Source organism: Streptococcus parasanguinis, assembly GCF_016648925.1.
GTDB lineage: Bacteria > Bacillota > Bacilli > Lactobacillales > Streptococcaceae > Streptococcus.
The window spans coordinates 22993-35577 of sequence record NZ_JACLQX010000013.1 but is presented as its reverse complement, the minus strand read 5'-3'; the positions used below and the strand labels follow the sequence as shown (position 1 = coordinate 35577).

25 protein-coding genes and 1 tRNA gene are annotated in these 12585 nt (G+C 38.5%); all 26 read left to right on the top strand.

Annotated elements, in window-relative coordinates:
- The first annotated feature begins 9 nt into the window (after positions 1–9).
- The 26 genes from H7T97_RS06095 (at position 10) to H7T97_RS05970 (ending at position 12585) form a co-directional block, all read left to right on the top strand.
- Positions 10–516 carry a DUF1642 domain-containing protein gene (locus tag H7T97_RS06095; RefSeq protein ID WP_201089760.1) on the top strand — a complete coding sequence of 169 codons (507 nt, stop codon included), beginning with the start codon at positions 10–12 and terminating at the stop codon, positions 514–516.
- A complete protein-coding gene (locus tag H7T97_RS06090; RefSeq protein ID WP_164978951.1) occupies positions 516–671 on the top strand; it encodes a hypothetical protein in 156 nt (51 codons plus the stop codon). The genes H7T97_RS06095 and H7T97_RS06090 overlap by 1 nt, the downstream gene beginning before the upstream one ends.
- 28 nt (positions 672–699) lie before the next feature.
- Positions 700–996, top strand: coding sequence for a hypothetical protein (locus H7T97_RS06085; protein ID WP_129299838.1), 297 nt, complete (start codon positions 700–702; stop codon positions 994–996).
- Positions 993–1502 (top strand): DUF1642 domain-containing protein, encoded by a 510-nt coding sequence (locus tag H7T97_RS06080; protein ID WP_129299839.1) that lies wholly within the window; start codon positions 993–995, stop codon positions 1500–1502. The genes H7T97_RS06085 and H7T97_RS06080 overlap by 4 nt, the downstream gene beginning before the upstream one ends.
- Positions 1499–1726: a hypothetical protein gene (locus tag H7T97_RS06075; protein WP_129299840.1), complete on the top strand. Its 228-nt coding sequence runs from the start codon at positions 1499–1501 to the stop codon at positions 1724–1726. Before H7T97_RS06080 ends, H7T97_RS06075 begins: the two co-directional genes overlap by 4 nt.
- Positions 1723–2274: a YopX family protein gene (locus H7T97_RS06070; protein WP_201089758.1), complete on the top strand. Its 552-nt coding sequence runs from the start codon at positions 1723–1725 to the stop codon at positions 2272–2274. Before H7T97_RS06075 ends, H7T97_RS06070 begins: the two co-directional genes overlap by 4 nt.
- Positions 2271–2672 (top strand): hypothetical protein, encoded by a 402-nt coding sequence (locus H7T97_RS06065; RefSeq protein WP_129299841.1) that lies wholly within the window; start codon positions 2271–2273, stop codon positions 2670–2672. The genes H7T97_RS06070 and H7T97_RS06065 overlap by 4 nt, the downstream gene beginning before the upstream one ends.
- 23 nt (positions 2673–2695) lie before the next feature.
- The gene (locus tag H7T97_RS06060) at positions 2696–2839 is read left to right on the top strand and encodes a hypothetical protein (protein WP_164978952.1); all 144 of its coding nucleotides are present in this window, start codon (positions 2696–2698) and stop codon (positions 2837–2839) included.
- A complete protein-coding gene (locus H7T97_RS06055) occupies positions 2839–2976 on the top strand; it encodes a hypothetical protein (protein WP_164978953.1) in 138 nt (45 codons plus the stop codon). The genes H7T97_RS06060 and H7T97_RS06055 overlap by 1 nt, the downstream gene beginning before the upstream one ends.
- A 17-nt stretch (positions 2977–2993) precedes the next feature.
- On the top strand, positions 2994–3248 hold the full coding sequence (locus H7T97_RS06050) for a hypothetical protein (RefSeq protein WP_201089755.1): 255 nt from the start codon (positions 2994–2996) through the stop codon (positions 3246–3248).
- A gap of 113 nt (positions 3249–3361) precedes the next feature.
- The gene (locus H7T97_RS06045) at positions 3362–3577 is read left to right on the top strand and encodes a hypothetical protein (RefSeq protein ID WP_129299843.1); all 216 of its coding nucleotides are present in this window, start codon (positions 3362–3364) and stop codon (positions 3575–3577) included.
- Positions 3578–3743: 166 nt separating this feature from the next.
- Positions 3744–4193: a hypothetical protein gene (locus tag H7T97_RS06040; protein ID WP_049472222.1), complete on the top strand. Its 450-nt coding sequence runs from the start codon at positions 3744–3746 to the stop codon at positions 4191–4193.
- Between the two features lie 94 nt (positions 4194–4287).
- A tRNA-Ile gene (locus H7T97_RS06035) sits at positions 4288–4360 on the top strand.
- A gap of 57 nt (positions 4361–4417) precedes the next feature.
- Entirely contained in the window at positions 4418–4960 is a 543-nt protein-coding gene (locus H7T97_RS06030; RefSeq protein ID WP_201089751.1) for a site-specific integrase, read from the top strand.
- 213 nt (positions 4961–5173) lie between these two features.
- The gene (locus tag H7T97_RS06025; protein WP_049496599.1) at positions 5174–5491 is read left to right on the top strand and encodes an HNH endonuclease; all 318 of its coding nucleotides are present in this window, start codon (positions 5174–5176) and stop codon (positions 5489–5491) included.
- Between the two features lie 130 nt (positions 5492–5621).
- The gene (locus H7T97_RS06020; protein ID WP_009732618.1) at positions 5622–5966 is read left to right on the top strand and encodes a hypothetical protein; all 345 of its coding nucleotides are present in this window, start codon (positions 5622–5624) and stop codon (positions 5964–5966) included.
- Positions 5963–7603, top strand: coding sequence for a terminase TerL endonuclease subunit (locus H7T97_RS06015; RefSeq protein ID WP_201089749.1), 1641 nt, complete (start codon positions 5963–5965; stop codon positions 7601–7603). Before H7T97_RS06020 ends, H7T97_RS06015 begins: the two co-directional genes overlap by 4 nt.
- Before the next feature lie 13 nt (positions 7604–7616).
- On the top strand, positions 7617–7874 hold the full coding sequence (locus H7T97_RS06010) for a hypothetical protein (protein WP_201089747.1): 258 nt from the start codon (positions 7617–7619) through the stop codon (positions 7872–7874).
- Positions 7875–7925: 51 nt separating this feature from the next.
- Complete coding sequence (locus H7T97_RS06005; RefSeq protein WP_049472230.1) at positions 7926–9077, top strand: phage portal protein; 1152 nt, start codon at positions 7926–7928, stop codon at positions 9075–9077.
- The gene (locus tag H7T97_RS06000; protein ID WP_201089745.1) at positions 9058–9828 is read left to right on the top strand and encodes a head maturation protease, ClpP-related; all 771 of its coding nucleotides are present in this window, start codon (positions 9058–9060) and stop codon (positions 9826–9828) included. The genes H7T97_RS06005 and H7T97_RS06000 overlap by 20 nt, the downstream gene beginning before the upstream one ends.
- A gap of 14 nt (positions 9829–9842) precedes the next feature.
- The gene (locus H7T97_RS05995) at positions 9843–10955 is read left to right on the top strand and encodes a phage major capsid protein (RefSeq protein ID WP_201089743.1); all 1113 of its coding nucleotides are present in this window, start codon (positions 9843–9845) and stop codon (positions 10953–10955) included.
- Between the two features lie 16 nt (positions 10956–10971).
- Positions 10972–11262 carry a hypothetical protein gene (locus H7T97_RS05990; protein WP_031575412.1) on the top strand — a complete coding sequence of 97 codons (291 nt, stop codon included), beginning with the start codon at positions 10972–10974 and terminating at the stop codon, positions 11260–11262.
- Entirely contained in the window at positions 11256–11441 is a 186-nt protein-coding gene (locus H7T97_RS05985; RefSeq protein ID WP_049496578.1) for a hypothetical protein, read from the top strand. The genes H7T97_RS05990 and H7T97_RS05985 overlap by 7 nt, the downstream gene beginning before the upstream one ends.
- Entirely contained in the window at positions 11434–11811 is a 378-nt protein-coding gene (locus H7T97_RS05980; protein ID WP_049472237.1) for a hypothetical protein, read from the top strand. The genes H7T97_RS05985 and H7T97_RS05980 overlap by 8 nt, the downstream gene beginning before the upstream one ends.
- Positions 11804–12208, top strand: coding sequence for a hypothetical protein (locus tag H7T97_RS05975; RefSeq protein WP_201089741.1), 405 nt, complete (start codon positions 11804–11806; stop codon positions 12206–12208). The genes H7T97_RS05980 and H7T97_RS05975 overlap by 8 nt, the downstream gene beginning before the upstream one ends.
- The gene (locus H7T97_RS05970) at positions 12205–12585 is read left to right on the top strand and encodes a hypothetical protein (protein ID WP_031575424.1); all 381 of its coding nucleotides are present in this window, start codon (positions 12205–12207) and stop codon (positions 12583–12585) included. Before H7T97_RS05975 ends, H7T97_RS05970 begins: the two co-directional genes overlap by 4 nt.

Below are 12585 nucleotides of genomic sequence, written 5' to 3'. Positions count from 1 at the left end.
GGTGGAAGAATGAATAAGCAAGAATTAATCGGGAAAATCAAGAGTGCAGAAACTTTATATTTATCTTCCGGTCCATTCATCGGAAAGAAATTGATCTTAGACTTAGTCAAGCAGCTAGACGAACCAAAAGAAAGAGTTACGCTTCCTCGTCCGGTGGCGAACTGGATCTCTTGCGTGAGAGGACAAAACAAGACTTTACATTTTGCGCTAGAAAATGCACCCGAAGAAGTAAATTTGTGGTTTTGTGAAGATGAAAAGAATCGGCAAAACGTATTCGCTGACGCTTGGGTTAACGGATATCATATCGAGAAAGAAAAACAATATATCGTAGCGGTTAAGAATATCGATAAAAATTGCAAATATCTTAAATGGAACGTTTTACAGAAATATTGGTATATCGGCAATGACAATAACACGTTAGATCTTCGCTCACATCACACAATGGAAAAGCTGCAAAAAGGCGGGTTCGGTGATGTGTTCACAAATCCACTCTTTGAAGTTGAGGAGGTAGATTAATGGGATTTATTAGTTGGTTAACTTTGATATTAATAACTTTGAAATTGTTAGGTGTAATCTCTTGGAGCTGGTTCTATGTCTTTATGCCTGCAATAGCTGACCTAGTAATTTCTGTTTTGATTTTAGTGGTAGCTAAAATGATATGGGATAAGTAGGATTTGTTGTGTGAAAGCGAGGAGAAAAATGGCTAATGCAAAACGAACATCAGACATAACTGTGGCACTTTATGAATGGAATAAGTTAACAACAAGGAATATTGCTGAAGATGAAAAGGAATATTTTCATGATGGCATTGAATTTATTTGGGAAGGCAAAACTCCAGAAATTGATGAAGAAGTCCTTGTCTATAATCCAAGCACACAAAAGATATACACTGATATATGGGTTGATTATGGGGAAGGAATTGGTTTTGAGGACACTGATGAAGACACAGTATTTTGGATGAGTTATCCGAAACCACCAAAGGAGATGGAAGAATGAATAAACAAGAGTTGATTGAACGGATAAAAGGTTTAAAGAATCTTTTCGGTAACAAGGCAGAATATATTGAGATAGACGCAGCAATTAAACTTATTGAACAACTAAACGAACCGCAGAAGACGGTAGTACCGCAGTTTGTTGCGGATTATATTAAATATGCTATAGAGAATGATTGGGATTTTCAAGATTTATTTAAGTGTATAGAAGACGAAGAAGATGAAGAACTTCTGAGATGGGTTTATCACGAACGTAATCAAGAAACACTTGCTGCCGCTTGGATCAATGGCTATACAGTCGAGAAAGAGAAGCGGTATCTGGTGAAGATGAAAAACTTGAGAGCTCTGTTTTGCTATTTGGCATATATTCTAGATGAAGGTTATTGGACTTTTATGGCTAGCGGGGGGGAAAGTATTGTTATAAAACACACCCGCAAAGAGCTTGAAAAAGCTGGGTTTGGTGAAGTGTTTAATAGTCCGCTGTTTGAGATTGAGGAGGTGGAAGAATGAGTAGATTTGAAATCTATTTATCCAAAAACGACCTTGAACATATTGCTAACGGTCATGACATCAAAATCAAAATCAACGGTAAAATATTTTTGACAACAAATGAACTCATTTTGAAGCCTGCACTGCTGAATGATGTTATGGCTCCGATATTGAATTATAAAAACAAAATAATCGATACTGAACAGCAAAATATTGTTAATAGTTTCACAGAAGGTGCAAGATGATTCTAAAATTTAGAGCATATGACAAGACCGACAAGAAAATGTATTTAGTGGATGAAATTAATTTTAACCGTGGTGAATTTGAATCTATTGGGGACGGGATCACATTTTTACGTAGGGCGGATAAAGTTGAACTCATGCAATCAACAGGACTTGAAGACGCAAACGGTAATGAGATATTTGAAGCAGATGTTCTGAGAAACAATGCGCAAGAATATATATTTCTTGTAAGATATGATTATGACAATTGCAGATGGTTTGGTGAAGGTATTACAATAAATACCAGAATAGACATAACAAGAGACATTCTCAAATACTACTCAAAAATTGGGAATCGTTGGGAAAGCCCTGAATTGTTAAAAAAAGAAAAACGCTACAAAGTGAAAATAAAAGCATCCGGTCAATACATCATGAGAGATCCTGATGAAGATGCAATTTATTTTTACAGTAGTAAAGCTTATTCAAAACTTACAAAGAAGAAATTGGAACAAGCTGGATTTGGTTGGGTCTTTGATTGTGAAGGAATTGAATTAGAGGAGGTAAAGGAATGAATTACAAAGTAACAGTAGATGGTAAAGAAATTGAATATGGTGCATTGGTTGAAAAATCACGTTTTTCAGAAAAAGAATGGTCTGCTATCTATGCGGAAATTGTGAAACAAAATCAGCCAGAAGTGTTTGAAAGCAAGAAAGCAGATACTGACTACATAGATGCCTTTGGTTCTTTAATTGCTCTTGAGGAGCGCTATGAAGCGTTGCTTGAGTTGTTACCACAGGATGAATTTTCTTATGCTGGGACACATCCAAAATGGGTAGCTGATGCAGTTGTAGAAAATACATTAAATAAAGAAGACACGATAAACGACATATCTGATTTTCTTGAACAATGCTCGACTCTAAGAGAATTGCAGGACAAGCTGATGGAATATTTTGATTTACAAGATTGCTAAAAAAAAGTCGAGGAGGTAACAGAATGAAACGACCAAACAAATACCCATATACACGAAGCCAGTGGGAAGAGACAACGACGGCAGTTTATTCGTATAACAACGGAGAATATGAACTGTTTAGAGGTCTTGAAAACAAATTCACGGGAGAAATAGTAGAGGTGAAATAATGGAAGAGATTATCATGGCTTCATTGCCTAATAAAGAATTAAATCGTTTGATTAAAATTGAAATTGCTGTTGAGACTTTAATTGAGAATGGAGTTCTTGACGAAGATGTATTTAACCAGTATTTGAATGAAGCATAAGAGGAAGAGGTAGAAATATGATAGAAAAATTATTGATCACAGTTTTTGTTTGTTTGTCTTTTATAACACTATCGGGGTGTGGAAATAAAGATATTCTTGAAACAACTTTTACTTTCAAATACGCAAAAGTCAGACTAGTTGACGGACGAATTGTCGAAGGTGAAGTACAGCAATGGGCAAAATATGACGAACAAGATAGTATTCGTGTGACTTTCGAAAATGGCGAGGTATATTACACTCACTCAAGCAACGTAACACTGTATAACAAATAGATGGGAATTAACATGGACCTACAAAACTTTATCTATTTATTATTCGGCCTAGTCTGGCTCTCTGGTTTGATCTGGGCCAGTGTGATAGCGTTTAAAAACAGAAAGGAGAAATGATGAGTTTGGATAATGTACATATACCAATACGAGCGAATAGAATTCTATCTATTGCCCAAATAAATGGCAAGCTAGAGATAGCTATACTTGGGGAAGAGTTTTTTGAAACAGATTCATACTTTGAAGATCTTCACGATGCAGTGCTGCCATTTGACAATATAAGAGATTTAAAGCGTATTATTGATCATATCATTGATGTGGAGGACAATAAATGAGGGTATATGTTGTTAGGAAATACCATGGACGTTCAAGTTGGAGCGATCCTAAACATTCAGCAAAGTATACAGAGAAAGAATTCCGTGCTAGATCCGAGGCACTTGCTTATCGTGAAAGTTTAGGATTGAATGGAATTATAGAAGTATACTGCAGGGAGGATAGTAAATGAATCTAAGAAGTCGGTTTGGGTATTTAATTTTGGCTTTGCAACAGTATCCGTTTGAAAAAGAAATCAAGGAACGAATCGAAGAAATAGAAGTGCCTTGGAAACCAACCGATCCAAATACAGGAATCAAAAGTAATAAGGTAATGACACCGAAAGCCCTGGCCGATATTATCAAAAAAGAATCGGATCCAGAACTACATCGTCTCGAATTACTTCGAGAGGCAATCAGCACTATCAAAATTCTAACACCCGAAAAACAATGGGCTGCAATCAAAGAGGTTTACATCGATGGAACTCTGACAGTGGAAGGGGCATCAATTAAATACTTGCACTGTAGTAAGTCTCTTGCCTACAAGGAAGTGATCGAGCCATTTTTTAGTGGGCTTGAAAAGAAAATCTATGAACTATCTGTGAACACTAAAATTAATATTAATTTGGAAAAAAGTTAAAAATACAGTCGAAAGTGTGGAAAAAATTTAAAAATAAGATGGTAAAATTATATCATCGGGTAAAACCGAACCGATGGATCCTTATGAAACGGGTTAGGAGTTAGCTCAGTTGGTAGAGCGGTCGGGTTATGACTGGCGTGTCACAGGTTCGAATCCTGTACTCCTAATATCAACCAAGTCAGCACAAGCTGGCTTTTTATTTTATCTTGGAAGGAGGTGAGTCGATGAACATTGTGGACCCAATCAGGGATAAGGATGATATTCAAGCCATGAAGGAATATCTGCGAGAATGGAATGAGCGAAACTACTTGCTCTTTTTATTTGGCATCAATTCCGGATTACGAGTGGGCGACATTCTTCGAATACGAGTAAAGGATGTGCAAGGTTGGTATATCAAAATCAAAGAGCAGAAGACTGGAAAAAGGAAACAGCTCAAGATGACAAAGAATCTGAAAAAAGAAGTCAGAGAGTACACAAAGGATATGCCACTGCATCATTATCTGTTTCAAAGTCGCATCGGAAAAAACAAACCACTTGACAGGCGGACAGTCGATTGGATATTGAAGACCGCAGCTATCGAGTGCGGAATTGAAAACATTGGCACCCACTCGATGAGAAAAACATTTGGGTATCACTATTACAAAAAAACCAAAGACGTGGCAATGCTCATGGATCTATTTAATCATTCATCTCCTGCAATTACGTTGAGATATATTGGGATTAGACAGGATCAACGAGATAAAGCCATGTCTAATTTTGATTTATAGTTATCAATTAGACACAACGAGTAAAATGCTAATTAGTTTTATTAATTACCTGCTATTCATTTATTTTACTGGCTTTTTTAATCTGGTGTGAATCAGACAGAATATAAGATATGTCTAATTCAAGAGAGAAAAACAACATAGTTTTCAGAAATAATATAATGAATTTCAGAAATAGATAATTGAAAGTATGAAATGTTACAGAGGATTTAAGAATTGAAAGTAGATGTTTCGACAAGAGAAAGTCGCAGAGAGTTTTATCTTTCAAGATCATGGAGACAACTGAGACTCGAAGCAATGAGTCGAGATCATTTTGAATGTGTCTGGTGTCGAGATCAGGGAAAGGTAACGACAGATAACCTCGAAGTCGATCACATCAAAGAGCTAGAATATTATCCAGAGTTTGCTCTAGATATCGACAACCTTCGTACTTTGTGCAAGGAGTGTCACAATAAGCGACATCATCGCTTCCAATTTCGCAAATCATCCAAACTGCAAAATAAAAATTTTCGTTCTGATGAATGGTGGGGATGAAAATTTAAAATTTTGAAAAATTCAAAGACCCCCCGGTCGAAAAAAATCGAAAAAAATCGGTCTCTGGGAACCGGTGGGAGGGGTCGATTGTCCAAATGCAAAGCACTATTTTTTAAGGGGGAGGGGGCTCATGGAAGAATACTCAGAAAAAAATATAAAAGAATTGGAAAATCAGTTACTTTCCAAAATTGGCAATTTCAGCACACGAAAGAAAGATGCGATTCAGTATGAGAAAGTTCATCGCTATCTCTATCTGGTCCGTTTACTGTATGAGTTGAAAGAACGACTCAAACAAGATGGATTAGTCATCACCGTCCATAACGGTCAGCAAAGATTTCAAAAAGCGAACTCGTTAATCAAAGAAATCAATACAACCAGCAATCAGCTACTAGCGATTGAGCGATCATTTGACTTTGAGGTTGAAAATTCACCAGTCGAGAAGAAACCACCATCGGACGGAAGTGATCTGTTGTGATTTCTCATCCTCTGATTGATGAATACATCGAACTTGCCGAATCAGGAAAAATCAAAGTCAACAAAGAACGCTCACTCTTATTCAAAATCATCAAGGAAAAAATCTATCCGAGGGATGATTTATATTTTGACAATGATTTGATTGAGAAATATATCCAGTTCACCGAGAAGAATTTCTTTCCACTGGCTAAGTATCAAAAGTTCATCACGCCATTTATCTTTCTTTTTCGGAAAGAAGATGGCGAACCTCAATTTGATGAAATATTGCTGACCCTTGCTCGTGGGGGAGGAAAGAATGGTTTTATGTCCAGCCGGGACGCATTCTTCATCAGTCCTCTCTATCCTGTCAGAGATTACGATGTGACTATCACAGCTAACTCTGAGAAGCAAGGCAAGGTCTCGTTTGAGGAAGTTTATGAGACTGTCCAGCGAAGAGGATTGGAAGACCATTACTATTTGACAAAGATGTCTATTACAGGCCGAGGGAATAACTCGGTCTTTTCTTATCGGACAAACAACCCAAAGACAATGGACTCGGCTCGTGATGGCTGCCTTGAATTCGATGAAATTCACCAGTTTGAAAATGACTCTGCTGTTAAAATCCAGCGATCGGGACTTGGTAAAATTGCCCATGCTCGCACCTTTTACAACGGTACAAATGGACACGTTCGTGAAGGGTTTTACGACAAGATGATTGAAAAATCTATGAAGATCTTGAATGGCGAACTTGACGAGTTCCGCTTATTCCCTTTTATCTGTAAGTTGGATGATCCGGAAGAAGTGGATGATATGAGCAACTGGCCAAAAGCGAATCCTATGCTTGACGAAACAACTCCCTATGCCAAACGTCTATTAGCTAGAACGAAAGCTGACTATGATGATTTGGAATTGGAACCGTCAGGCAGACAAGAGTTTATGACAAAACGGATGAATCTGCCAGAAGCTGACATTGAAAAAGATGTGACCACTCGTGAAAAGTTAATGGCTGCATTGAGAAGCCCTGGTATAGATCTCTCAGGAAGATCTTGTGTCGCTGGTTTCGACTATGCAAGCATCAGAGACTTTGCAAGTGTGGGACTACTCTTTAAAAATGGTGATGAGTTTATCTGGAAGCAACACAGTTTTGCCAGAAAGCAATTTTTGGATATGTTTAAAATCAAGGCTCCAATCCGTGAATGGCAGGAGCAAGGGCTTTTCACTATTGTAGATGGTCCAAGTATAGATCCAAGATTACTTGTTGATAAATTAATCCAGTGGCGCAAGTTGTACAATATCGAAATCGTCTGCGCAGACGGATTTCGAATGGACTTGCTGAAACCGTTGCTGGAAGAAGCTGATTTTGAGTATGAATTCTTGCGAAATCTAGGAGCGATACAGTCGAAGGTAGCTCCAATCATTGAAGATGGATTTGCGAACGAAAGATTCATTTTTGAAAACGATAAATCAATGCTCTGGTATACCGATAATACCTTTGTCAAAGAAGACAAAGACGGAAACAAGAGATTTTTGAAAAAGGAACCGCTGAGACGAAAGACTGACGGTTTCCATGCCTTTATTGCTGCTCTCTACAAGAGAGAAATCATTCAAGAAAGTACTGTTGGAGACTTTCTTGACGTGATCGAAGATTGGGAATTTTAGAAAGGACAACAAAATGAACAAACGAATGAAGAAGAAACAAATGCTCGGACAAAAGATCCATGAGCTCGAATGTGAGTTGGTTGTGTTAAGTGCGGAAAATATGCACTTAATGAATAAAGTTGGCGACCTCAAATCCGAATTGAATACTTTGAATCAAGCTTTAAAACGGCATGAAGAGATTTGTGCCAAAAATGTTGAACAAACAAATAAAGAGTTTGAATCAATCAAGAAGGAGCTCAAACGTTCCAAAAAGTCTTTCTTTAAACGATAAAAAATATCCGGGTGGGTGGTAGGCAGAAAATTTTAGAAAGGAGGAGGTGCCTTGGGATGGCTAAATTTATTCAAGCGAGAAGTTCCGGAACCAAGTTTTGAATTTGATGAGCTGGAGCGGATCTTTGGAAATCTGCAACTAAAGAGCCTGTCGATTGACAAGGCTGCTGAATTTGTAGCCCGCATCTTTGCGAGATCTGAGTTCAAATTCATCGATAATGGGAAAAAGAAGGCTACTGATTGGGATTATCTGCTAAATGTAAGGCCCAATAAGAATGAATCAGCTTCTGAGTTTTGGCAAAAGGCGGTTTATCGCTTATTGACAAAAAACGAAGTACTAATTTTCTTATCGAATGACGATCAGTTATTGATTGCCGACTCGTACATCCGACAGAAATATGCTGTGTTCGATGATACATTCACATCTGTGAGTTGTCAAAATTATACTTTCCAGAAACCATTCAAGATGAATGAAGTCATTTTCTTGCAGTACAACAACAATCGTCTCCAAGAATATTTCACTCAACTCTTTAACGATTATGAAAAACTACACACCCGACTAGTCGAAGCACTTGCACGAAACAATCAGATTCGTGGAGTACTCAGTACTAGAACGAATGCAAGTTTTGACGAATCAAAACGTGAAAAGATGCAACGATATGCAGATGGTCTCTTTAAATCATTTACGACCAAGACAGTAGCGATTGTCCCAGCTCAAGAAGGAATGGAATATTCTGAACTGACCAACACTACCGGGACATCAAATCTATCAGTAGATGAACTCAAGAAGCTTCGTAGGCAATTTGATGATGAGGTAGCTGACATCTTAGGGATTCCCACTGCTCTGATGCATGGGGATATGGCTAATCTGGAAAATAGTCAGAAGATGTTTAATAGCTATTGCTACCAGTCGCTTGTCAAGAAGATGAGCGATGGTCTGAACTTTGCTTTACTAAGCAAAAGTGAGTACAAGGACAATAAGCGACTTGTCATTGTCGGTGAAGGACAAAGAGATAAATTCTCTCTTGCTCAAAGTATTGACAAGCTGATTTCTTCTGGTTCCATGCTTATTAATGAGGTCCGTGAGGAACTTGGTCTTGAAGCTGTACCGTGGGGCGACAAGCCTCTGATCACTAAGAACTATCAACTTGGTGAGGATGTAGAGAAGGGAGGTGAGAAAGAAGATGAAAGTGATTCCGATTAAAGGAACAATCGTGTCAAACGATGATGTTTGGCTTTATGATTGGTTTGGTTGGGACTGTACCGCTCCTAAAAATGTAGTATTACCGGAAACTGGTGAGGACATTGAAGTTCACATCAATTCAGGGGGAGGAGATGTATATGCAGGTAGCGAAATCTATACTGCATTACGGGCATACTCAGGGAAAGTAGTTGTTAAAATCGTGGGAATTGCTGCAAGCGCAGCGAGCGTTATCGCAATGGCTGGTGATGTAGTAGAAATTAGCCCTACTGCTCAAATCATGATCCACAACGTGTCATCACGAGTTGACGGAGACCACAACACTCTACTTCATGAAGCTGGAGTACTTGAAGGTTTTAATAAATCAATCGCAAATGCTTATGTTGATAAAACCGGAAAAGCATTAGATGATTTATTGGATCTGATGAACAAGACTACCTGGTTCGATGCTGAATCAGCAGTAAATCAAGGATTTGCTGACAGGATCATGTTTGCTGGAGAAATTGCTCCTACATTCGCTGCAAGTGAAACTCCAATGATCCCACATGATTTTATTGACAAAATGAAGTCAGCAATGACCCCTGATGTTGATAAAATTGCTGAGCTGGTAGCTAATAAGCTGGAAGCTCGACAGATTGCAGAAGAGACTTTTGAAAATAGTGAATTTGTAAAGAAAAGATTCACCCTACCAGAAAGTCCAGAAAATAACACAAACGAGGCTGTACTGAAAGGGTTCAGTCTTTTTGCATTTTAGAAAGGAAAAATACAATGACAATGAAATTATCTAACAAATTCAACGAAATTCGTCAGAACTTCTTGAACGCTGTATCAAATGGCGCACCTCAAGAAGAACAAGCGAAGCTCTACAATGAAATGATCGAGTCGATGACTAACGAAATGATGGAGCAAGCTCGTCATGCTGCTCATGAGGAAGTTTCAGCAATGAACCCTTATGATGCTAAATTGACTGCGGAAGCTCGTGAATTCTTCAACGACATCGACAAAACTGCCCCTGTAGGAGTAGAAAAACTCTTCCCACAAGAAACAATTGACCGTATCTTTGATGATATGGTGAAATCTCGCCCACTCTTGCAACACATTGGCTTGCGCAATGCCGGCATCCGCCTTAAATTCCTCAAATCAACTCAGACCGGAACAGCTCTTTGGGGCAAGATCAACGGGGAAATTCAAGGCCAATTGAAACAAGAATTCAACGAAGAAGAAGCAATCCAAAACAAATTGACTGCATTTGTAGTCATTCCTAAAGATTCTGAAAAATTCGGCCCTGCTTGGTTGCAATCATTCGTATCCACTCAAATCACAGAAGCGTTTGCTGCTGCTTTGGAAGTTGCATTTTTGAATGGTGATGGGGACGACAAGCCTATCGGTCTTTCTCGCACTCTCACAGGAACTGCAGCAAGCGGAAAAACAACTTACGCAGAAAAAACTGTTGAAACTACAAAACTTACATTTGCGGACTCTGCAACAGTGGTCAAAGAATTGACAACTGTGTACAAATATCATTCTGTTAAATCTGATGGCAATCCAGTGGCGGTTGAAGGGAATGTCGTGATGGTTGTCAATCCAGCGGATGCATGGGATGTCAAAAAACAATATACATCGCTTAACGCTCAAGGTGTGTATGTGACTGCAATGCCATACAACTTGATCTTGGTTGAGTCAGTTGCTCAAACCACTGGCAAAGTGACTACATTTGTCAAAGGACGCTATGATGCATTTGTAGGTGGCGGAATCGAGTTTGGTCGTTATACAGAAACCTACGCTCTCGAAGACTTAAACCTCTACACTGCTAAGCAATTTGCTTACGGTAAGGCCCATGATGAAAAGACTGCTGCTGTTTGGAAATTGGAAATCAAATAATAGGTGGTGACACCGAATGGAAGAAACAAAACAACTTCATCCGCTTCTAGGAACATTTAAGGAGCGGATGAAAATCTTTCATGATGCCGAAGACGGGAATCTTTCAAGGATGTTAGTTTCATCCGAAAAAGCTATTCTCGACTTAACAGGAGCTTTTGATTTGTCAGATTCTCGCACTGAAGAGCTTGTCTTGGAACGTGCAAGATATCTGTACAATGATCAGGTCGAGTTTTTCTTTGCAAATTTTCAAGGAGAACTCCTTGAGTTATCACTTCAAAACCACCCAATAGGAGGAAAAGAGTGCTAGAAACAATCCAAGATTTCTTTGACTTGAAAGAAAATGTTGTCCGACACGTTGGAGACATTTTTGAAGTTGATGATGATCGAAAAAACGAATTGATGAAGAAATTACCTGATTTTGTTAAAGAATACGATTTAGTAGCTTCGGAAAATCTAAACGAAGATGTAGTTGTGGAAGATGAATAAACCTGAATTTAAATACAAGAAGCCAGAAACCAATACAAGCGAATTAAGAACTCCAGTAGAGTTTTATAACTCAAAAGTACTTGAAGGATTAGATGGCCGGGATGTGAGCTTTGAGAAAGTATTTTATACATTCGCAAAAATCTACTCACCTAGCTTAAAGGATATCGAAATTTCAACAGGAAAATCAATGACTGCAAAGATGACCTTGAAAATTAGAGATCCTTTAACAAGTTATCAACCTGACAATAAGCATTTTGTGCAAGTAAATGATCACCGATTAGAAAATAAAAAATGGCAGATCATTGACGTTCGTCCCGATTATGACAACCGTGATTATTTAATTGTTGTTATTGGTGGATCAAATGACTAGTAGCGCTACATTAAGAGGCTTCGATGAAGTCATCCGGAATTTAGAAGCAAAGCTTGGCGATGCGAAAGTGAGAAGGTCTGCGAATAGAGCTTTGAAAGGCGCAGCAACTGAAACACTTGAAGACTTTAAAGTCGCCCTACAAGTTTTCAAAGATACCGGAGAAACAATCGAAAGCGCAACAGTCGGAAATGTAACGGGTGCTTTTGAAGGAGTGCCAATGGTTAAGCTTGGTTTTGGCGCTGGATCACGTTGGCGGTTGGAACATTTGAACGAATTTGGATATGCCAAAAAGGCCCATCCAAGGGGATTCGGTGTTATTCGAAGATTTTCGGAAGCCAACAAAGAAAAATTTAAATATAGGTTAGCAACTAAATTGAAAGGAGAAGGGCTTGGATGATTAAAGACAAGATATCAGAAATATATGATGCTCTGATGAGCGATGAGGAACTTTCTAAGATCACTATCAAATCATTTGAGCGTCCTGAAACCTTACCAACAGATCAGACGAGTATTGTTATTATCCCACTAGGGCCACCTATCCAAAGTGACCAAGGAAGTAATACAAGCTTTTCGAAAACATTTCTTTATCAAATCAACGTTGAATCGACCAACCGAATTGAATGCAAAAAATTGCAAGGGTTAGTCGAAAAGGTGATGGAATCGCAAGGATTCTACCAAATTGCTGGGGGCCTAGATGAATGGATCCCTGAAATCAAACGCTATGCAGATGCTAGGACCTACAAAGGGAAGAGCAAACTGTATGACGATTATTAG

Excerpts from the sequence above, each read along its gene's own strand:
- H7T97_RS06095 (WP_201089760.1), top strand. The coding sequence starts at position 10 with ATGAATAAGCAAGAATTAATCGGGAAAATCAAGAGTGCAGAAACTTTA.
- H7T97_RS06090 (WP_164978951.1), top strand. The coding sequence starts at position 516 with ATGGGATTTATTAGTTGGTTAACTTTGATATTAATAACTTTGAAATTG.
- H7T97_RS06085 (WP_129299838.1), top strand. The coding sequence starts at position 700 with ATGGCTAATGCAAAACGAACATCAGACATAACTGTGGCACTTTATGAA.
- H7T97_RS06080 (WP_129299839.1), top strand. The coding sequence starts at position 993 with ATGAATAAACAAGAGTTGATTGAACGGATAAAAGGTTTAAAGAATCTT.
- H7T97_RS06075 (WP_129299840.1), top strand. The coding sequence starts at position 1,499 with ATGAGTAGATTTGAAATCTATTTATCCAAAAACGACCTTGAACATATT.
- H7T97_RS06070 (WP_201089758.1), top strand. The coding sequence starts at position 1,723 with ATGATTCTAAAATTTAGAGCATATGACAAGACCGACAAGAAAATGTAT.
- H7T97_RS06065 (WP_129299841.1), top strand. The coding sequence starts at position 2,271 with ATGAATTACAAAGTAACAGTAGATGGTAAAGAAATTGAATATGGTGCA.
- H7T97_RS06060 (WP_164978952.1), top strand. The coding sequence starts at position 2,696 with ATGAAACGACCAAACAAATACCCATATACACGAAGCCAGTGGGAAGAG.
- H7T97_RS06055 (WP_164978953.1), top strand. The coding sequence starts at position 2,839 with ATGGAAGAGATTATCATGGCTTCATTGCCTAATAAAGAATTAAATCGT.
- H7T97_RS06050 (WP_201089755.1), top strand. The coding sequence starts at position 2,994 with ATGATAGAAAAATTATTGATCACAGTTTTTGTTTGTTTGTCTTTTATA.
- H7T97_RS06045 (WP_129299843.1), top strand. The coding sequence starts at position 3,362 with ATGAGTTTGGATAATGTACATATACCAATACGAGCGAATAGAATTCTA.
- H7T97_RS06040 (WP_049472222.1), top strand. The coding sequence starts at position 3,744 with ATGAATCTAAGAAGTCGGTTTGGGTATTTAATTTTGGCTTTGCAACAG.
- H7T97_RS06030 (WP_201089751.1), top strand. The coding sequence starts at position 4,418 with ATGAACATTGTGGACCCAATCAGGGATAAGGATGATATTCAAGCCATG.
- H7T97_RS06020 (WP_009732618.1), top strand. The coding sequence starts at position 5,622 with ATGGAAGAATACTCAGAAAAAAATATAAAAGAATTGGAAAATCAGTTA.
- H7T97_RS06010 (WP_201089747.1), top strand. The coding sequence starts at position 7,617 with ATGAACAAACGAATGAAGAAGAAACAAATGCTCGGACAAAAGATCCAT.
- H7T97_RS06000 (WP_201089745.1), top strand. The coding sequence starts at position 9,058 with ATGAAAGTGATTCCGATTAAAGGAACAATCGTGTCAAACGATGATGTT.
- H7T97_RS05995 (WP_201089743.1), top strand. The coding sequence starts at position 9,843 with ATGACAATGAAATTATCTAACAAATTCAACGAAATTCGTCAGAACTTC.
- H7T97_RS05990 (WP_031575412.1), top strand. The coding sequence starts at position 10,972 with ATGGAAGAAACAAAACAACTTCATCCGCTTCTAGGAACATTTAAGGAG.
- H7T97_RS05980 (WP_049472237.1), top strand. The coding sequence starts at position 11,434 with ATGAATAAACCTGAATTTAAATACAAGAAGCCAGAAACCAATACAAGC.
- H7T97_RS05975 (WP_201089741.1), top strand. The coding sequence starts at position 11,804 with ATGACTAGTAGCGCTACATTAAGAGGCTTCGATGAAGTCATCCGGAAT.
- H7T97_RS05970 (WP_031575424.1), top strand. The coding sequence starts at position 12,205 with ATGATTAAAGACAAGATATCAGAAATATATGATGCTCTGATGAGCGAT.